The following is a 19,312-nucleotide window of genomic DNA, read 5'->3' as shown; positions in this document are numbered from 1 at the left end:
TTTCTTTTGGTTATTGCCGATAGTCCCCACGCAATGGCGCGACTGGGCGAGGTTGGCGAGGTGCATCCACATGGTTCGTTACGCCGAGGCGCAGCAGCTCCAGGTCGCGCTGCAGCCAGTCGTAGCGGAACTTCACGCGCTGACCGGTCGGCGCGGCTTTTTCCGCGTCAGCAACCATCAGCTGCACCTGTTCGATCTCGCCAGCGATGCGCGCCAGGCGCTCGCGTTCCAGCTCGTCGTCGGCAACATCTGCCCAGGCCATCGCAGTGGTGGAGAGCACTCCAATCACCAAGAGGGCAAAGAACGAATGTCGTGAGCGTTTCATCAATATCTCCTTCAAAATCAATGTCATGCGTATTTCTTGAACGCGCCTACTGTTGTCGATAGGGTGAATGCCACAAGCACGGTGAACACCAGAACCATGTAGGCCGGGTTGAAGCCGCCGAATGGCCAGGACAGGTACAAGCCAAAGCCACCTGTAAGCGCCCAGCCCACATAGCGCTTGGCGTGGTGGTAGACGAACGAGGACTCGCGGCCGCCTTGCCAACGGCGCCGATCCCTGCGCACCAAGCCGTCGATCACTCCCATCAGGCAGGCGAGCGCAAATGCGGGGAGCGCGAAAACAGCAGTGCAGAGGCGCAGCAGAACGTCCTGCAGGACAAACATGCTGATGACCACCCATTCACTGAGCATGTGGATGAACGACGAGCCGGCCTTGGCCAGCCCTTTGAGTTGGGGCTGCACGCTTTGACCCAGAAAGCTGGGCAGAGCCGCATCTGTACCCGCCTGCTGGGCGGCCAAGTTGCGCTGATACCAGCGCAGCGCACCAAGACGCTCGTAGGGCATACGAACCCACTTCACAATGCGCAGCGAAAAGTCCACGGTGTCTGGCACTAGCAGACTGCGTGGCGCGGCTGCGATATAGCGCAGATCCTGCTGCACCATCTCCTGTGCATGGCGGATGCCCTGGCCACGCCAGAAGAAATAGCCACCGCCGATTTCAATTACCAGACCGATGAGCCACGAGGACACTGTCACGCTGAATAGCCCAAAGCCAACCAACACGGCCACGCCCACAGGGCCGTGTGTGCTTGGCTTTTTGGGGGGCGAGTTCGGAGCCGTCATGAGTGCTGTCCCATCACGTTGCCGGCCACGGCTGACGAAGTTGCGCCTGCCATGGCGTAGCCAGGCACATCGTCATCAAAGGCAGAGGCGAGATCCGTGTCGATCAACCCACCTGCACCAGCGCCCAAGGGCTGCGTACTGAGCCAGTCGGTTTCTGCGGCCCATGTCTCACTCGTGCGATAGCGGCGCTTCATGTCCTCTGCAACCGCCTTGAGCGAAGCGGGAATGAACGGGTCGTCCTTGGTATCAGCCAGAGGAATACGAATCTTGTGGCAGCGATTGCCTTCCAGCAGCGCAAACGCTTGACCCTGTGGCAATGAGAGGACGTCAGAAGGCTCGATCAGCGGTGCCTTCGACTTGTTCGCTATGTCGTTGTTCTGGCTGGTGAAATCGACGCCATTGCCCTGGGCAGCCGTGTCCGACACTCCCGATACTGGCGTGAGCACCGTCACGTTGACCTGTGGCACCTGGTCCGTCAGCAGGCTCGCGGTCGCCTTGCTGCGCACCCGCAGCATGCAAAGGTGGTTGAAGTTGTCGAGGATCTGGCCAGCCTTGGCCTTGTCACCAACCTTCGCCTCGATGTCGAACATCGACTGGGTGTATGCAGTGATGCGAAAGCCAGATCCGCCCAGTTTGTTGACCATGGGCACGAACTCGGGACCTGCAATCTCATTGACCTCATCGAAATGGCAACACACAGTCGGCAGCTGCAGCTTGCCGTCGCCGTGTGGGTCGAGGCCTGTCTTGTAGAGCTTGCCGCCGGTCGAGACCAGATCGGACAGCATGGAGTTGCCCACGGCAGACGAAACCACGGAGTCAGACAAGGCATCCAGGCCGGCATACACGATGCCGCCCTGGCGGAACACCGTCATCCAGTCGAAGATCGGCCGCTTGTCGTTCGGGTCAAAGTAGTCAGGGCTGATGAGCTTGCCCACCGCGCCGGAGGTGAGCTTTTCGAGGAATGGCCCCAGGCTGGCAATGATCTTTTCATAGAACGAACGCTCGTAGCTGAATGCGGCCGCCAGACCGACCAGTACCTTGTCGTCCAGTCGAGCTTCCTTGATGAGCAGATACATCGCCACCTGATCGGGCGAACGATCCTGCAGGCTTCTTGGAACCGGAGCCTTCTTTGCCACAATAGCGCGCTCCAGCTCCACCAGGCGGTCCTGATAGCTGCCAAAGCGCTGGGGATGGTCAATCGCGAGCTTGCGAAACGTCATGCCCGCGTAGTCCATGAACAGCGGGTCAATGCCCGTCACGTCCTTGAGCAGCGTCTCGTAGGTCGGAATGCGGCCGAGTGCCACCTGGGCCTGAGCCACGATGTTGGTGAACCGCCAGCTGAACTCCTTAAAGGCTGCCGAGTTGCCCGAGGAGGGCAGGGCATTCGTGGCACGGCCAGCGACTTCGGTGATACGCGCGAAATTGCCAATGCCGTTGTAGCGTGCAGAAATCTCCGGGTAGCCCAGATGGAACATATAGAACTGATCCAGGCGACCAGCGCGTCGTGCCTCAGCATGCATGCGAAGCATCAGCTCCGCGTCGCCCTTGGGGTCGATGACGATCACCACATGACCGGCATGAATGTCCTGAGAGCACAGAAGTTCCAATAGGCGCGTCTTGCCCACGCGAGTCGTGCCCATCACCAGCAAGTGGCCAGAGCGCGAGCCTTGGCGCAACACCACCGGCTTTTCGTTCTGCACTCCCACGCCATGAAGCACAGGGTTGCCGCCCAGGTCCACGCCCGTCGCGAAGGGGTTGGCGGTACCGCCGACATCAAGCGCACGCTCCAGTACCCTGGCCAGCAGGCTGTCGGTCTTGGCCTGCGCCCACTTGCGCATCTTTTCGCCGGTCGCTGCGAGCTTGAGCTCGGTTGGCGAGGCCTTCACGAAGCGCTGAACATCTGTCTCACGCGCGTCCAGCAAGCGCTGGGTGTGCAACTGCGTCCACTCAAAGCCTTCGCCCAGGTAGAGATGCTCCTTGAGATTGACAGGAAGCTTGTGAGGGGCCAAGCGCGTCATCTTGGTGAACTTCAGCCCGCGTTGATAGCTATAGACCTGGAAGGCCTGGCGCGCACGCACGCAACCGAAGCCGGCAGCGATTGCGCCCGAGACTGCGCCCAGCGAGTGGGGCATCATCAGCGCCCATGGCGCGGCTGCAGCTACGCCAGCAATCCCAAAAGCTGTGGCTGCGCTCAATGCTTCGACTGGCGGCCTCAGCACGCCTTCCATGGTCCCGTCACTCACTGCATGCCCTCCAGCTGGAACATGCCGTGATGGCTTGGAACATTTTGGGACTGCGCAGCCGCAAAAGGCGTTCCAAGCTGAACCAGCCTAACGCGCAACAGCCGAGCATTGGCACATGCTTTCACCGTGCCTTCCAATCCGATATGCACCAGGCCGAGTTCGCTCATGGAGCCACTCCAAACGTGCGCTGGGGCAGGATCTGGTAGGCGCGGCCATTGCTGTGCACCAGCACGGGAAAAACTGGCGCACCCTTGGCGATCAATGTTTCTGCAAGGAATGCCCCTGTATCAGGAGCCAATTGCAAGGGGTTGGCCACTTGCTGCAGCAGCTTGAATGCGGCTGGCGTTGCTGCCTGCACCACAATGCCGACAGCATTGAGCTGTATCAGCTTCTTGTGATTGAAGGCTACCCAGCGCAAAGACGCGTCGTCCGCGCCGATCACGAACATGGGCTGAGTCAGCCATTGGCCATTGAAGACCTGCACGCCGTCTTGCTTGAGCACACCTCCGCGCAATTGGCTGCGAAATGGGAAACGCAGCCCGTCGAGCACATTCGCCTCATCTGTGCCGCCCACGATCTGGGCCACATAGGGCGCCAACGGCACCGACTTGCCGCTGTCGTGGATCATCTCCAGCTCCACGCCGGCCAGGGCCGGCGCGCTGCAAGCGAATCCAAGGGCGAGGATGGCGAACCTGCAGTGCATATCAGCGTTTTCCGCGGTTGGCAGGAGCTGGCGATGCGCGCTCGATGATCTGCGTGCGTGGCACGTTCAGCATGTCGGCTGCACCTACAGAGGACTGCACGCGCGGCAGGCCGTCATAGTTCACCATCGGCTCATTGGGATACAGGCGGGCCATGGCCGCCTGCATCTCACGGTCCCACAAGATGCTTCGCTCCACATCCTGGTGAAAGATCCGCGCCATGCGCTCGGCATACTGGCGGCGCTCTGCATCGTTACGAGCATGAATGCCCAGGACCTCAAGGGGCGATAGCTCCTTGACTGAGAAATTGGCACGAGGTCCCAGCGACAGCACCTTGGCACGCTGCATCTCATCGGCAGTCAGACCCCACATCTGTTGCACAGCACGCGCTGTCTCGTCCAGTTGCGAGCGGACCTGTTGAGTCGTGCTGGGCAACGAGCTAGCTTCTGCAGTGCGGCCAGTGCGCAGCTGCGCAACGGCGCCCGTGCTCAGCTGCAATGCGACCACGGTGGCAATAAAGGCAGTTTTTTTCATGAATCAGCCTCCATTGCTCACGGAGAGCGTCAGGCCCTGGCTGCCGGGAGCCACGAAGGTGGCTGTCCGCGACACAGGGTCCGCCGACTTGAGGGACAAGCCGTTGACCACATCCCCTGGGCGCAAGACACGCACGCGGCGATCTCCGGGCACGCCCGACGCGACCACGACCGACGGCTCGCCGTTCCACATATCGACGGACACGAGCTGGGCACCCGTAGGGGCTGTCGCAGGCTTTGCAGCGACGACCTTTGCAGCCTGGCGTTGAGTCGCCGGCTTCGCCTTCACCATGACGCGCTTGGGCGCTGGGCGCGGCGACGGCTGCTCGACGGGGGCGGCCTGTGCGGCTGCCGGAGCCACTGCAGGCGCTACCGCAGGAGCGGGAGCCGATGCCGCAGAGGGCTTGCCAGCCATCGCGTTGGCCTGCTGCATAGCGGCCAGCTGCTGCGACATCAGCAACATCATGTCTTCCATGCGCTTCATGCGATCGAGCATCTGGGGATCGACGCCGACTGGTGCTGCAGTCGCCACTGCCGTGGGGGCCACCGCCATAGTCGGCGCGGGTGCGGCAGTAATAGGGGCACTACCAGCCGGTGCTACAGCAGCGGCCTCATTTCGCTGGGGGGCCAAGTTGGCCACGGCTTGCGGCACAGCGCCCGCGTCCCCCAGGCTGGCAACGCCTGCATCAGCTGCAGACTGCCGCATAACCGCCTCTGGATCGAATTCTGGTTGCATGCCCACGGGGATTGGGTCCGCATCGCCAGCTGGTGCTACACCAATAGGTGCCGCAGCCGCAGCCGCATCAGCCAAAGGCGCAAGGGGCAGCGGGGAGGTGTCAGCCAGGCGCGGATCGAACTCGGAAGCGTCGAAAGCAGGCTGCGGCGTCACCAGGCCGGCCTCTGGAAGCGATGAGCCAAGCAGATCCAGTGCTGGTAGACGTTTTGGCCCATATTGAAGGTACGCCACAGCCAATATCCCCACGACACCCGCAATGCCGACTGTGCGCAGCACCCATGGGTTCGTCGCCTTGCGTCGAGAGGGGATTTCGCTGGATTCAACAGTCACAGGCACCTCAGCCTTGCGCGGCTTTGCTGCAGCTGGTGCACGACCAAAAGCGCGGGCGAAGAATCCGGGTCGTTTCTCGGCCTCAACTGGCGCAGCAGCTGCCGCCGCAGTTGCGGTGGCAGCATTGAGTGGAGCGGCAGCCTCAAGCTCGTTCAACCAAGAATGATCGACAGCTGAATCATCGACGCCTGTGACCTCAGGGGCCACAGGAGCTGCCGGTGTCGCCACTGGCGGCAATTCGGCCACATTGGGAGGCGGCGGCGGTGGCACGCTTGGCTCAGTCACTTGTACGTCTGCATCGACAGTGCTTTGTTCCGACATGCTCACTCCTTGGCGGACGCCTTCGGCAGAGGCGTAGTGCTAGGGCTGACGATGGGCTCCAGGCGGCGAGGCTTGGGTGCGTTGGCCAGGGTGAACCACACCCGGCGAGTGATGTGGTCGGTGTGCCAGCGCCATGCTGTGCCCACCAGCACATTCAGAACGTCTTGAACAGAAAACGGGCCAAGCGTGCGCTGAGCCTCGGGCAGCGGCAGACCGAGGAAGCGGCGCGCATCGGAAGTCAGTGATTGGGAATCCACCAGGGCATAGCCCGTGCGAAGCAGCGTGTACTCGATGGCTTCGCCAACGGTCGTCACCTGTTCGCGCGGGAATGTGAGCTGGGCCACCAGGGCCAGCGGCTCATTCAGATGCGGCTGCGGCAGGGCTTCGGCAGTGGTGTAGCGGCCCAACTGCAGGCGTTTGTTGCCATCAACAAGCTGAGGGGTGGCCTGGGCTGAGGCCATGGCCAGCAAAGCCATGCTGGCAAAGAATCTGGGCATGCGGGTCATGGACCGTAGGAACTCCGTAAAAAGAACCCGGACCACAACCAAGAGGAGGTGTGCGAAGAAGATCAGTGGCCCGGGGGTGTCGACGCAATGCGTCAGTCGCCGAGCCGAATGTTCTTAGAGCTGCCGCTTTGTCACCAGCGGAAACCGTGCGTTACATACCTAACGGTTAACGCTTGACACGAATGGCAATAAATGGTTGGTAATTTAAGGGCATAAAGGATGGCGAGCGTCAGGGGGCGCTCGCATACAGGGCAAACGGCATTACTGGATACAGGGCCTATCCAAAGGGCGCGCATGCTCCTCAAAAATCGGAGCATGCGCAAAGGATTTACAGGTACTGGGAAAGGGCTATACGGGCCTACAGGCGAAAGCTCCTGGCCTCGGAGAGACCAGGAGCTTTCGAAATGGAAAGGCAGCGCTTAAGGCATTCGCAGTAAGCAAGGCTATGGTCAGGATGCGATGAAGTTGAGTGTCTGAGTGCTGGTGCCGATATAGCAGCCGAACATGAGCGGCCATTCAGGTAAACGTCTCAAAGCTGTCATTCCCCTTGAGGCCGCTGCTCCGTAAACAACCAAGTAGTTCTCATAACCGTAACGTCCTCCTGTCGAGCCATTGAAACCTTCGGTCCACCTCCAACTCTGGTGCTGCCCGAAGGAGGCGATCAAGGATATCGGCAATGTCGAAGCCCTCGGCAGAGCTCCCTTTGAGGAGAAGCCAAAGCAGATTAAGCACGCATTGAGGAAAGTCTTCAGGATGCTTGCTATTCATAAATAAGAAATATGAATCCAGCCTATCCAGCGGCACGAGATAGGGTCTAACATAATCAAGTGCCTCTGGGAAAGCGTCGCCTGAGAAGATTGCCAAGCGTGCAAGATGAAGAGAAGTTTGCTGCGTTCTGAACACCTTCTCTCGTGGCCAAACTTGCTCCAGCAGTGGTCGAAGTAGCGTACGCCACGTGACCTCGGGAGGCCCTTCAAATGCTGAACTCCACTTCACAAGTACACCGGCCGCAGCAACATGAATTTCGGGCTTTGAATTCCGCAATGCCAAAGCAGCGTCAGCAATGGAAATACCCCATGCTTCTGCTGTCGACTTCTCGCGCAGAATGGATAGTGCCGGTGCCAAAATCTTTGCTGCAGCATTTTGTGCTTCGCTTCCTGTGCCCTCACACTCAATGACCCCCCGGAGAATTTGTTTAGAAAATGCGTTGGAAACAAGTTCTGAAGCCGCTGTCTTACACACCAATAATTTGCGTAGAGCCCTTCCTTCTTGGCTTTCGGATGACAGTGCCAAGGACAGTCGTTTTGTTACTCTAGGCAAGTTTAGAGACACTACAAATTGCGAATCTCTTATAAGCACGGAGCGAGCAAAACTACCCTGAATGCCCAATCCATTGGCACAGTCGTAAAGCGCTGTGACTAATCCAGGTACTAGTGCTACACCATCTGCGCGCGCTTTTTCTATGTCCTGAAGTACAGCGGTTGCAAGCCGTCCAGCTGAACTGTTGATAGCAGAGAAGTAGAAATCGTCTGGAATTTCAACATGCTCGCGCTCGCTCGAAATGGCTAACAAAAAGAGCCTCTTCCACCATTTCCGAAGCGAGGGCGTTTGGTAACGAGGCGAGAGTTCGTAAAGACTGCATAGAGCGCGGACAAATGTAGTCAGGAACTCATCCGTTGCAGGCTTAAGAACTTTGAAGACCTCTACGACCAAATCCGTGCGGATCTTCTTGCTGCCTACATCTGGGACGCTGAGGGCAGATACAAAGCTGTCCCAAAGTCCTGCGTTGGCAACATCAAGCGGGGCGTCCCGAAGCGTCTGGAACGCGCCCTCGGGGTCAAGATTGCAGTATGCCCTCCAGCCTTGGCGCTGCTCTATGTCGTGACTTAGCTGTGAAGCCTTTGCGACCTCAAGACGACTTGATTTCGGTGCATCGATGAGGGGCTGTGCATCTCCAAGGACCATTTGCACTCCCGAGGAATAGGAGCTGAAAAAGTCACTCTCGTCGACTGGCCTATTGAGGTAAGGCCTTCTCTGCTTTATGAGCTCAAGCTCCTGAGCTCCATGCTCAGAAATTCTATGTGCAGCATCAAGCATGTTAAGCCTTAGCCAAACCGCCGCATCTCGTGCGTGGGCTCTCCAGTCGACTTGCCCTGTTTCAATGTCGAATCGTTGGAAGTAGTTCTCAGCGTCATCGAGAATTCGCCGCTCAAGCGCTAAAACAGCGGAATCTTTTGCCTGGGGAGCCCTTTCTTTAATCAACAGCGGCACCTCGCGGTCTGTATTCCAAAAGACTTTGTCTGAGGTGTCGAGTAAACAAGCCAAAGCCTCATCGGCGGTGAAAAGCTCGGCATTTCTCTGAGCATTCAGCCAGAGTCGAGTCCCTAAGAGACCTGGCGCAGTCTTCCATGTGCTTGCTGCACTCAACGCGGCATTTCGGTTTCGCTGCGCAGCTTTTGGAAGGACGCTTGTCAGCAATTGAGCGAGGAAGACAAAGCCTTCGTGAAAATCGTTCTGAGCGTGGGGCTCGACTGATGGAACATCGTAGTTGGTACGGTCGTACTCGTCTTCGATGGCCCCTATGTCAATAGCAAGACGGACGCTCTCATGGAACTTCTCTGTTGCAATGTTCAGGATGGAGTCTGCATTCCCGTGGTTTGAGAGCACATCTGAGAGTTCCGAAAGCTCTCCCTCATGGGAAATTGCAAGGCTAGCCCACACAATTTCATCAAGGCTCTTTGGGTCCCCCAACGACGATTGAGCATATGTAGACAAGAAGCTGGCTTTTAGCTTCAGCTTAGGGGACAGCATTTCGACAGCTAGCTGCAAGTCGCTATTGAGCACAACTTCAGTATTTAGTCGTCGAGTTACGGCGTAAGGTTGGTTTACCCAGTCTGATCTGGAAGACAGCTTCAAATGGGACATCAGGCGCCACGCTCGCTTCCAAATGCTAGGAAGCTCTTCCTTACGAACTACCCGGCTAAAAATACGATCAACAAATGGTTTACCTAGTTTCTCTAGCCAATCTATTGCGACGTGATACCTGTCGATAGACTGAAGGTCAACTGCAATCCATCCCTCGATGACGCCTGTAGCGTCCTCATCGGACCATATGCCTTCATCATGGAAAAACTTGAACCAAGCCTTATCAGTAATGGCCTCGATGGCGACTACGTTTAGGTCACGTTGCCCTTTGAAAAGCCAGCGAATATTCTGCCGTTCAAATTTGTCAATGCTCTCTAATGGCTTGGCTAGGACAGCCCTTGCCAGCTCCCTTCTGCATATCTTTGGGCGCTCAACAATATCGGCCAGACTGGCTAGGTCACGCCAAAGTGACGAATGGCCTTTCGTTCCCGTAGAAGGGTCCACCTCCTTTTGATAGAAGATAGGGACGACGCCTAGCGCCTCCCATCCTGGAGATTGTTTATCTGGCTCTGGCTCAGAGTCGAGTGCATAAACCTTATGCAGGTCGGAGAAGCGCTCACGGTCAGCCTCCAGAACGTTCAGGAAGTACCGAACTGGGGCGTCACTCGCGCTATAGCCGACTAGAACAATCGTCTTGCAGCGGCTAAGGTCAAACAGAAACCGTGAAGCCCAGCCAGAACGCATGTAGGCATCGCCATACTCGGAGCTCGTGACAATCAATGGCGTCTGCGACAGACCAAGCTGAGCATCTGAAAGTCGTCCATGCAAATGGATGATTCCGCCGAACTCAGCGGTCCCCGGTCGCGGAATTTCCTGTCCGGCCAAGCTTTGGGCTTGGGTTTCAGCCTTGCTCTTGGTTTTTTTAAAATATGCCTTCTCTAAAAGAATGTCAAAGTTGGTTGTGACAACGCAAGGCCTGTTGTTCAAGTCCCTCGAAAGTCTCAGAATTGTGGCGTGATTGGAGAGGTTGGGTTTGGCGGGCGCAGTCAATTGCTCAGCAATTGTCCGAGTGAAGAGTGCAGGCTCCGCTAAGCGTCGCTCCAAAGAGCCGAGCACCTCTTCATATCGACCAGCGCCCAGTGACGCCTTTTCCGCCAAGGTGTACTCAACACTCAGTTGCTCAAAGCACTTAGTGACCAACGCCCAGAACCCTGGAAGCATCGGTGCACTGATACCAGCGCCGCATAGAAATACGACTTTCCCGTCTAGCATGGCATCGACGAGTGCAAAGGGAAAAGCAGGTCCTGATTCGGAGAGTCGAAGTTCCATAGAGAAGATTTGCCTTTTAGCGGTCCTGGACTACCACACTGATGAAGTCAGTCGTTTAGTCGGATGCTGAGAGTGTCTTAGAGAAATTGGCGCCGGGCTCAGCTTGGCAAGTGCGACTATGGGTAGAAACGCATCTAAAAACTGTTGCCAATTGTAATTTATTAGCACAGTTTTCCGAGCATTTCAAGCGAAAAGCCTCTGGTCATCACCGCAGGGTTTCGCGCTGACAGGTGAGGGCGCACTAGGTACGGTTGCGCCCCATGGACGACCTCGCCCGCGCACCGCACCTACATAGTCAGCACATACAGCAGAGAGCCAACAGTGATCCACCATTTCTAGGCCGAGATCCGCTCGATCGTGGCTGCTCGATATTCGCTATCGCAGACAGCTTGCAACTGCTGGGCCTTGCCAGCAAAACCAATCCGCTCATGCGTTGGTTAGGTCGCTTCGAGGGGCTGGAGCAGTATCTGGAAGAGGAACTTGATCCAATCTTCTGCGTGCGCTCAATCCTGCTGCAGCTCGTTGCTGACCATCCCAAGATGCCGCATGTGCCCAAACCTCAGCAAGAGAAGAACTGGCACGGCTTCGTCATGCGAGTAGTGGCGCAGTCGTTCGTGCACACATGCGGCGATTGGGGCCGCGACGGCATCGCCTCACGCATCAAATGGAACCCGCTGCAGCAGAGTTTCATGGACTTCCTCGCGCTGGGCCAGCCTGGGGAGGAGCTTTCTATCTGGACTCCCACCGATGGCAAGTCAGCGCGTGCCCAGCACTTCGCTCGAATCCTGCTTCAAGAGGAGTGCGCGTGAAGAGTATTGCTTCAAAGTTGCTTGCCATGGTGCCCTGGAGCAAGGCCACGCCCGTGCAGTCTGCGCCTGCAGGCCCGCTGCCGCTGCCCGACGCGCCAGTATCAACGCGGCCTCAAGACCAGCCACTCAAGCCAGACGAGATCCACATCGCAGGCAGTGAGCCCGGCTGGTTGCGCGTGCTCAATGCCCAGCAGCTGCTGGCCACCGTCCGCGCAGAGCGGGCTATCACCCAAATCTGGAGCCAGTCGCACCAGTCCCAGGCCATTTGGGAACGGGACCTGCTGCCAGCGATTCGGCGGTACGCCGAGTTCGTGCAGCTCATGCCAGCCTCGGAAGCGCACCACCACGCCCACGCAGGCGGCCTGCTGTCGCACACCATCGAAATGCTGCTCGCGGCCATGACCTGGCGCAATGCCCATCTGCTGCCAGGCGGAAGCCAGATCGAGATCGTGGACGCCCAGCGCGACCAGTGGACCTATGTGGTGTTCTTCTGCGCTTTGCTGCATGACATCGCCAAGCCCATGACCGACCTACGCATCGCGTGGCGTCAGGTGGGCGAGACCGATCCTATCCGTTGGGCACCCGCAGGCGGAAGCCTGTCTCAGATCGCTGGCCAACGCACTGCCGAGTACCTGGTGGACTTTGCGCCCAAGGGGCAGCGCGATTACAGCGCCCATGCCAAGCTGGCTCAGCTGCTGCTACCCCGCATTGCGCCAGAAAGTGCGCTGCGATTCCTGGCGCACACGCCCACCGCCTTGGATGCCCTGGAGCAATACCTCACCGGCCAGGACAAGGACAGTCTAGTCGCCAAGATCGTCAAGCGGGCCGACCAGCTTTCAACGCAACGTGCCTTGCAAAAAGGCTCCAAGGCCCGCTTCGCCACGGCCAAAGCCGTACCTCTCATCGAGCTGCTGATGCAATCCATGAGGACCATGCTCCAAGCTGGCACACAACTCCCGCTGAACCGCAATGGTGCGGCAGGGTGGGTGTTCGAGGGAGCGATCTGGTTCGTGGCCAAGCGCCTCGCCGATACCGTGCGAGAGCACATCCAAACAAACGAGCCAGATGAAAGCGTGCCTGGCAACGCAAAGAACGACCGGCTGTTCGACACCTGGCAGGACTACGGCGCGATCGAGCTCAACCCTGCCAGCGGCCAGGCCGTCTGGCATGTCACAGTGCACGGTTACGCCGAGGATGGGTCAGAGCAGGGGGCCTACATGCATGACTTTGCCATGCTCAAGTTCCCTCTGGCCAAGCTGTTCAACCACGAGAGCAAGTACCCGGCCGCCATGCGCGGGCGGCTGGAGATCCGCGACCGTCGCAAGGATGGAGCAGGGCAGGACGAACATCAAGCTGCTGCAACTCTCAGTGCATCGGAATCTGCGGCAGCAATTGATGCCAATGCACCAGCAGCTGCGGCATCCTCAACACAACCATCCCAGGTTGCGGCAAAGCCTGCGAAGCAACGGCCCCAGGATGCGGCAGAAGCTAAAAAGCATGCCGCCATCATGCGGGAGCCCACTTTCACCAAGCCGCCGAATGCTGCGGCAAAGCCCAGGCCTGCGGCAACCACTGCGGCAGCAGCCAAGCCCACTGCACCAGAAACTCCATCCCAAACTGCGGCAGTCATGGCAGTTAGGGCGCCTACGGCGCCAGTGCAGCAGACCCAAGCTGATACAGCCTACGACGAGTTTGAAGTTGGGGCAGCATCGAGATCCGGCGTGCCCACCCCATTGAAGCTGGACTACGACAGCCTCGACAACGGCGAAGCCGCCTATTTGCTGGGCGACAGCGAGGGCAGCTACTTCCTCGATCCATCCGAATCTGCAACAGCATCGGACAGGCCTGGCAGAAAGAACAAGCCGGCCAAGAACCCACAGCCGGCAGAGAAGGGCGCAGCGCCCTTGGAGCAACCATTCCAAGATGCCGCAGCGGTCCCACCACCAGCTGCGCCTCCTCAGCCCGCCACCTTGTACCAGCCGCCCCAAGCTGCCGCAACTACGGCCGCAAGGCCGCCTTCTGTCAAACCTGCAGCAGCTGCGCCGCCGCACGCGCCAAGCGCACCAAAGAATCCCGCCCCCGAGCCACGCCATGACCAAGTGCCGCGCTCTCAAAGCGTGAGTGCCGAGTTCAAGCGCATGGCCGCTGAGCTGGACGAGCTCGATGACCTACCCGTACTCAAGGGACGCACCGTCACTGCAAGTCCGCCGCCGGCGACCGCAGCAACACCAGGGCCGGTTCTCCTACTGCAGCCGCTGCCCGATATCGACGCAAACCCCGACAAGCCGCCACCCGAGCCAAGCCCCTTGGCATTGGCTTTCATGCAGTGGGTGCAGATGGGCCTGGTCAATCGCGAGCTCAAGTTCAATGAGACCGGCGCGGCAATTCACTTCGTGGAGGAGGGCATGGCCCTGGTATCGCCCAAGATCTTCAAGGAGTACGCACGCCATGGCGACCGTGAGGACGGCCACGAGGATCTGACCGTCGACGAACTGAGCACCAAGACCCAGCGGGAGGTCATCAAGTGTGGCTGGCACCTGCCAGCCGCGAACCGAACAAACATCGTTCGCTATGAGATCCACAGCCGCGGCACGGTCGTGGCCCACCTGTCCTGTGTTGTCCTCACCAGCCCAGGCCGGTGGGTGCAGCCCATCCCCCCCAGCAATCCCGCATTGAAGATGGTTTGATATGAAATCCACCTGCTCAACTGATTACGAGATTGGCGACAACACCGCGCCAGACAAGCGCCTAGAGCTATGGAAATCGCGTAGCTTCTGGTTTCGGCTGCGGCACCGATGGAACGTGCTCAGTGCTTTTGCCGAAGGCAGTCTGACCTGGCACCACGCGAAGCTCGGCCTCAAATACCCGGATCAGGTCATGTGGCTGCAGCGCTGGCCACCAGGCAACGGATTGATGCCGGTCTGCCCAGCCGTCATTGCCGAGCTCGATCACATCGATCGCACCATGATGGACTCCGACCAGCCCGCGCCACGGGCCTCTGTTTTTTCACTCCACAGCATCGGCCACGATCGTACCCAGTGCAGGAACTGTGGCGGATCTGGCGGGGCCTTGCCCACGCAATGCCCAGGTCGCCCCATGACCCATGACGAGAGGCAGGCCGTCCTGGAGGGGCTACTCGATTACGTCGATGGCCAATGGCTTGGCCAAGTCATCAAGCAAGCCCCAAAGCCGCTTGCCGAAACCTGCAAACTGGAGCCCGAATTGGCTGCCGAAACCTGCAAACTTGAGCCAAAAACGTCTGCCGAAACCTGCAAACTGGATTTGCCGTTTCCTGCACTCTATATACAAGGGTCTTCTATACAAAGAACTACTACTACGTCTCCAAGTGTCGTCGCGCTCGAAGTGGCACCAGCGAGCGAGGCGCAAGTCTTCTCGGAAAACGACTGGGCAGCGAAGTGCGCAGCCTTGTCGGATGCTGCCAATCGAGGCTGTGGCCTGGTGTACGAGACCTACGAGCTGCGCGTCGGAGCCAGCATTGACCTGGCGCTGCAGCAGGTCCCCGAGCTCCTGCGGCCTCGTGCCATCGAGATCGCCACTGAGCACGGATACACCACGGCAGAGCAACGTGCACAGACAGAGCGGATGCTGCAGGATGACGGATGCTGCAGCCACGGTCTGGACCCGCATTGCTGTCCGATGGGCTGTGGCGACATTGACTCCGGGGGCGACGAGCTGGACGAGATCGACTTGAGTCCGTGCAAGAAGTGCGGCGACCCATTGGCCGCTCATGGAGGGCCTGGTGCTTGCGAGTTTGTAGCAATCGACTCAATGCCTGAGCCGCCAAAACATGACAGGTGAAACAAAAATGTTTGACAGTTGGCAGCGAAGTCCTTAGAGTCCGTACCGTGCGTCAACGGGAGCTATTTGTAACTCTCGCGGAATTGGTTAAGAGGAAGAGGTAAAAACGTAGTCCCATGGGTCTACTGAAAGCGTTGAAAACTGGAGCTCTAGCGCTCCTATTTTTAGAGCTTTTCTACTAGACACGATGTATATTATGTTTAATCGCATATCTCAAGAAAAAGCTCTTTAGCTCACAATCCGTTGATGTAAGCAACTTTGTTCCTATCATTTGACTAATTCTGTTCCTTGTTCACGCCCACCCTCTTGAGGATGTAAGTAATTTTGTTTTTTATCCGATTTCAGTGGGCGGTGAGTGAAGTTAATTGTTGTACGAATGAGTTGAACGTGCAACCTTCAGGCGAGTGTGTTTATCTTCGCAGGCTACTAGCTAAGAGGTGGGTGAAGTAAATTCTTGTATGAGTGTGAAGTAAGTTCTTGTACTGTCATTGATGGTGAAGCCGAACTATCCTTCACGAGTTGAACGTGCAATCCTCAGACGAACAGCCTTCACTAATTCTTCGGGAGCGACTAGCAAGGCCTCAGCCAACTGGAACGTAACGCTCAGCGATGGCTGGGTACTGGCCACCTCTAGCCTTGCAATGAAAGTTCGATGAAGTCCCGCACGAAACGCGAGCTCTTCCTGGCTGATCCCGATCAAGCCACGACGAGCTTTGACCTCAGCCGCAACTGCTTGACGAAAGTTGAGTTCAGAGACACTTGGCACCCGCCGACTGTCGCGGGGTTGCATCATTTGAGCACCAGCATTAATGATACATAATCATTGTTCTCTAACCTAGCAAGCTTCACACCCCTTGCTGTTGGGTGTGTCAGCCAATCCCACGATTTCATGTTTCAGACCAACGACGCCAACAAGCATCCTGTTTCCCACCTGTACAACAAAGGCACTCATGTTTGGACAGGTGTCGAGCTCCAACTGAGACGAATTTGGTTCATGATCGACTATCAATGGGTCTATCGAGAGGGTAGTGATGAGCTCTCTTTCACAGACACTGTGTTGTTGTCTACAGCAGAAGATGTTTTGAGCTTTGCTTCCCAGCATGAGTCAATACTCTCTGCGTATCTCATGACTCCTATTCCTATCTCCAAGGGCGGCGGTTGGCAAAAGGACCTGCTGACGGGGATCTGGGAAGCTGTAGATCCGGCGGACCCTCGTCTCATGACCAAGATCTATACAAAAGTGGATGGCAGTCATCATGTAGATTCTCTGCTTGAAGCCACGGCAGATCAGCTCAAAGACTGGGAGCAGCTTCTAGAGTTCCCCGTCTATCTGGCGAAGTCCGTTAATGAAACGAACGAACTTCACTGACAACAAGGACATTCATCACAGTCATGCGCCAACCCTAACTTGCACATGTTATATAACATGCGCAAGTTAGGATGCGGGTGAATTTTTTTGAGAAAACTCTGCAAATTATTGAAAAATAAAGGTTTTCCTAAATTTTTCTAAAAATAAGTTTTTGAATACAACATGGAGTTTAAGCAGCAGCCAAACGTCACTGCCAAGCAAGTGATCGATGCGACTCGTGCATATAAAGAGTTGATTCGCACTCGGCGTTATTTGCAAAAGCTAGGCGGTCGTATGTTTTGGAAGCTGTCTGGGGACTATGTTTACTTGGCCCAGCGCTCTTTTTTTGACAGTCGCAAGGTTCATCACCTGGGTATCAAGTCAAGTCAAACAGAGCAGAGTCTAAAAGAATACGAAACTGAGCGCGCGAGATTGCAGCAGCGCGAGGTAGCGCTGCAAGAGCGCATCTCAGTGTACGAACGAATGAACAAAGCAGTTCGTGCTGGAGCCGTGTCAGATGATGTAATTGACACTATCCGATTGCTTGAAAGAGTCGGAATCTCAGAAGATTGTTTGTGGATGGGAACGCCAGCGCAACATGCATACTGGCAGTCTTCTGGTCTTGAGGCACCTAAGGTTCTTGGCGACGGCGAGGACTTAGGTAGACACATAGTGTTCGTGCAACGCAGACTAGATGCAATGTCTCTTAACAAGCTCCACCGATGCAAGGCCTTTAAGCTGGATGCAGTTCGGGGCGGCCAGAGTACTTTACTGATCATCGAACCTCAAGCAACGCCTCGTTCAAGCAAAGACCAAGAATCATCTGAGGCACACAGATTTCGGCGCTATTCAATGTTCATTCACGATACAGTTTGTGAATACATTGATCTGATCTTTGGTGAAAGCGACACGCTCGCTTCTTTTGAGCAGGTACTTATTAGCAAGACCGGACGGATGGGCGTGATGAGAACCGTTGCTCCCCATTTGTTTGTGGCTTGGAATATGCTGTTTGGACTTGCGACAAGGGAAAAGGATTCGTTTGAACAGTTACTCGCGTCTGATCGCCTTGTCCGGAAAGGCAACTAGGCCTTCGTATGTACTGAGCTGCAGCAGGATTACGATTCCTTCAACGAAAGTTTGTTTGCTGGAATTTTGCTGAGGTGTCAGATCCCCTGCTCAGGCCCGGTGAAAACGCTGGTGGTTGTGCCAGCCGATCCAGTCTTAAGTCATCGGCAGAAACTGCGGTCTAATAAAATCTACCTAGCGCAGGGTGAGATGCTGAATTTTCTACCAAGAATAGAGAGGGTGTATTTCACGCATTCGACCTGCACTTTAGGGTCAATTAATTACTTTCGATAAATGAAGATTATCGAAATCTAAGTTTGCAAGCCATTGAAAACAAATAATTTATCTGGCGTTGAGTTGGCCACTTTGGATGCCGCAGATGTGCAGCGCTTAGACCCTGAACTGCTGGCGGCGGTCACCATGCAGGCCGCCGACGATCTGATTCGCGAAGGCGAATCATCGAACACGCTGGCCAGCTATCGAGCGGCTTTGAGGTACTGGGCGGCCTGGTACCAATTGCGCTTTGGTCATCCTCTGTCGCTGCCGCTGCCAGTCAACGTCGTGGTGCAGTTTGTGGTGGACCACGCTGCGCGTACTACCGCGGCCGGTTTACGGCATGAGTTGCCGGCCGAAATTGACCAGGTCCTGGTGCAGCACAAGATCAAAGGCAAGCCAGGCCCTATGAAGTTGACGACCCTGCTGCACCGCCTTGCGGTGATTTCGAAAGCGCATCAACTGCAAGAACTGGACAACCCTTGCCAAGATGGCAAGGTCAAGGAGTTGGTGGCCCGGACGCGGCGAGCGTACGGGAAAAGAGGTGACGTTGCCGAGAAAAAAGACGCGCTGACCAAGGAGCCCCTCCTGGCCATGCTCGAGACCTGCGATGACAGCCTGATCGGCCTGCGCGACCGTGCCCTCCTCCTTTTTGCCTGGTCAACCGGCGGACGCCGGCGCTCGGAGGTGGCCTCTGCATCCATGAAGTTTCTGAAGCGCGTCACGGGCGGCGCCTTTGTGTATACGCTGACGCACTCCAAATCGAACCAGGCAGCGAACGACCGTCCCGAGAATCGCAAGCCCATTCAAGGACCGGCCAGTGAGGCCCTGCAAAACTGGCTTGAAAAATCGGGGATCCGGGAGGGAGCCATTTTTCGGCGCGTCCTCAAAAACGGCCGTCTCGGAGAGTCGCTCTCCCCTACTTCGGTTCGGAACATCGTGCGCCAGCGGGCACAGCTCGCCGGACTTTCGGACGATTTCTCTGCCCATTCACTGCGTTCAGGGTTTGTGACGGAGGCTGCGAATCAGAATATTCCGCTGCCAGATACCATGGCTCTGACGGGACACCGTAGCGTCTCCAGTGTGCTGGGCTACTTTCGGGCGACAACCAACAGCAAGGCGGCAAATCTACTGTGAAGTGAGCGAGTTCGGCTGCAGGACTCGCTCTAAGAGGAAACTGAGCTTCAAAGTGACCTCTTACGGCTTTCTCACACATCTACACACGCTCGCCTTCAACTGAAAAAGCGAGAGACATCACGAATACATGCTCCGCCCTCAGCCAAGCGCAGACGTGCAAGTGGTTGTGGAG

16 protein-coding genes are annotated in these 19,312 nt (G+C 57.0%); 6 read left to right on the top strand and 10 right to left on the bottom strand.

The annotated features are described in order from the left end of the window. Positions 1 to 10 precede the first annotated feature (10 nt). From AAIL67_RS21505 to AAIL67_RS21465, 9 genes are all read right to left on the bottom strand, one after another. Entirely contained in the window at positions 11 to 352 is a 342-nt protein-coding gene (locus AAIL67_RS21505; RefSeq protein ID WP_231879656.1) for an RAQPRD family integrative conjugative element protein, read from the bottom strand. Continuing rightward, complete coding sequence (locus AAIL67_RS21500; RefSeq protein WP_034396550.1) at positions 349 to 1,125, bottom strand: TIGR03747 family integrating conjugative element membrane protein; 777 nt, start codon at positions 1,123 to 1,125, stop codon at positions 349 to 351. Before AAIL67_RS21500 ends, AAIL67_RS21505 begins: the two co-directional genes overlap by 4 nt. Then, on the bottom strand, positions 1,122 to 3,353 hold the full coding sequence (gene traD, locus AAIL67_RS21495; protein ID WP_019042355.1) for a type IV conjugative transfer system coupling protein TraD: 2,232 nt from the start codon (positions 3,351 to 3,353) through the stop codon (positions 1,122 to 1,124). The genes AAIL67_RS21500 and traD overlap by 4 nt, the downstream gene beginning before the upstream one ends. Positions 3,354 to 3,364: 11 nt before the next feature. Further along, positions 3,365 to 3,535 (bottom strand): hypothetical protein, encoded by a 171-nt coding sequence (locus tag AAIL67_RS21490; protein WP_019042356.1) that lies wholly within the window; start codon positions 3,533 to 3,535, stop codon positions 3,365 to 3,367. Further along, the gene (locus AAIL67_RS21485; protein WP_302090726.1) at positions 3,532 to 4,071 is read right to left on the bottom strand and encodes a PFL_4695 family integrating conjugative element protein; all 540 of its coding nucleotides are present in this window, start codon (positions 4,069 to 4,071) and stop codon (positions 3,532 to 3,534) included. Before AAIL67_RS21485 ends, AAIL67_RS21490 begins: the two co-directional genes overlap by 4 nt. 1 nt (position 4,072) lies before the next feature. Continuing rightward, positions 4,073 to 4,603 (bottom strand): integrating conjugative element protein, encoded by a 531-nt coding sequence (locus AAIL67_RS21480; protein ID WP_343484864.1) that lies wholly within the window; start codon positions 4,601 to 4,603, stop codon positions 4,073 to 4,075. Between the two features lie 3 nt (positions 4,604 to 4,606). Next, positions 4,607 to 5,308: a hypothetical protein gene (locus AAIL67_RS21475; protein ID WP_343484862.1), complete on the bottom strand. Its 702-nt coding sequence runs from the start codon at positions 5,306 to 5,308 to the stop codon at positions 4,607 to 4,609. 683 nt (positions 5,309 to 5,991) lie between these two features. Continuing rightward, positions 5,992 to 6,495 carry a hypothetical protein gene (locus tag AAIL67_RS21470; RefSeq protein ID WP_343484860.1) on the bottom strand — a complete coding sequence of 168 codons (504 nt, stop codon included), beginning with the start codon at positions 6,493 to 6,495 and terminating at the stop codon, positions 5,992 to 5,994. A gap of 582 nt (positions 6,496 to 7,077) precedes the next feature. After that, the gene (locus AAIL67_RS21465; RefSeq protein WP_343484859.1) at positions 7,078 to 10,689 is read right to left on the bottom strand and encodes an SIR2 family protein; all 3,612 of its coding nucleotides are present in this window, start codon (positions 10,687 to 10,689) and stop codon (positions 7,078 to 7,080) included. Between the two features lie 260 nt (positions 10,690 to 10,949). On the opposite strand from AAIL67_RS21465, the gene AAIL67_RS21460 reads away from it, so the two are divergent. The 3 genes from AAIL67_RS21460 to AAIL67_RS21450 are packed head-to-tail and all read left to right on the top strand — an operon-like array spanning position 10,950 to position 15,317. Next, positions 10,950 to 11,498, top strand: coding sequence for a hypothetical protein (locus tag AAIL67_RS21460; protein WP_059441482.1), 549 nt, complete (start codon positions 10,950 to 10,952; stop codon positions 11,496 to 11,498). Continuing rightward, complete coding sequence (gene mobH / locus AAIL67_RS21455) at positions 11,495 to 14,185, top strand: MobH family relaxase (protein WP_343484858.1); 2,691 nt, start codon at positions 11,495 to 11,497, stop codon at positions 14,183 to 14,185. The genes AAIL67_RS21460 and mobH overlap by 4 nt, the downstream gene beginning before the upstream one ends. A gap of 1 nt (position 14,186) precedes the next feature. After that, positions 14,187 to 15,317: a hypothetical protein gene (locus AAIL67_RS21450; protein WP_343484857.1), complete on the top strand. Its 1,131-nt coding sequence runs from the start codon at positions 14,187 to 14,189 to the stop codon at positions 15,315 to 15,317. 505 nt (positions 15,318 to 15,822) lie between these two features. Here the strand turns inward: AAIL67_RS21450 and AAIL67_RS21445 are convergent. Further along, entirely contained in the window at positions 15,823 to 16,107 is a 285-nt protein-coding gene (locus tag AAIL67_RS21445) for a helix-turn-helix transcriptional regulator (RefSeq protein WP_302093282.1), read from the bottom strand. 99 nt (positions 16,108 to 16,206) lie between these two features. Between AAIL67_RS21445 and AAIL67_RS21440 the strand changes: the two genes are divergently transcribed. The 3 genes from AAIL67_RS21440 to AAIL67_RS21430 all read left to right on the top strand — a co-directional run bounded on the left by AAIL67_RS21440 (position 16,207) and on the right by AAIL67_RS21430 (position 19,140). Beyond that, positions 16,207 to 16,686: a hypothetical protein gene (locus tag AAIL67_RS21440; RefSeq protein WP_343484856.1), complete on the top strand. Its 480-nt coding sequence runs from the start codon at positions 16,207 to 16,209 to the stop codon at positions 16,684 to 16,686. A 162-nt stretch (positions 16,687 to 16,848) separates the two neighbouring features. After that, positions 16,849 to 17,751 (top strand): hypothetical protein, encoded by a 903-nt coding sequence (locus AAIL67_RS21435; protein ID WP_343484855.1) that lies wholly within the window; start codon positions 16,849 to 16,851, stop codon positions 17,749 to 17,751. A gap of 399 nt (positions 17,752 to 18,150) precedes the next feature. Then, on the top strand, positions 18,151 to 19,140 hold the full coding sequence (locus AAIL67_RS21430; protein ID WP_343484874.1) for a site-specific integrase: 990 nt from the start codon (positions 18,151 to 18,153) through the stop codon (positions 19,138 to 19,140). Positions 19,141 to 19,312 lie beyond the last annotated feature (172 nt).

This window comes from Comamonas sp. A7-5 (genome assembly GCF_039581385.1).
Classification (GTDB): domain Bacteria; phylum Pseudomonadota; class Gammaproteobacteria; order Burkholderiales; family Burkholderiaceae_C; genus Comamonas; species Comamonas thiooxydans.
Note: the sequence above shows the minus strand (reverse complement) of the source record. Positions and strands in the feature narration are given on the sequence as shown.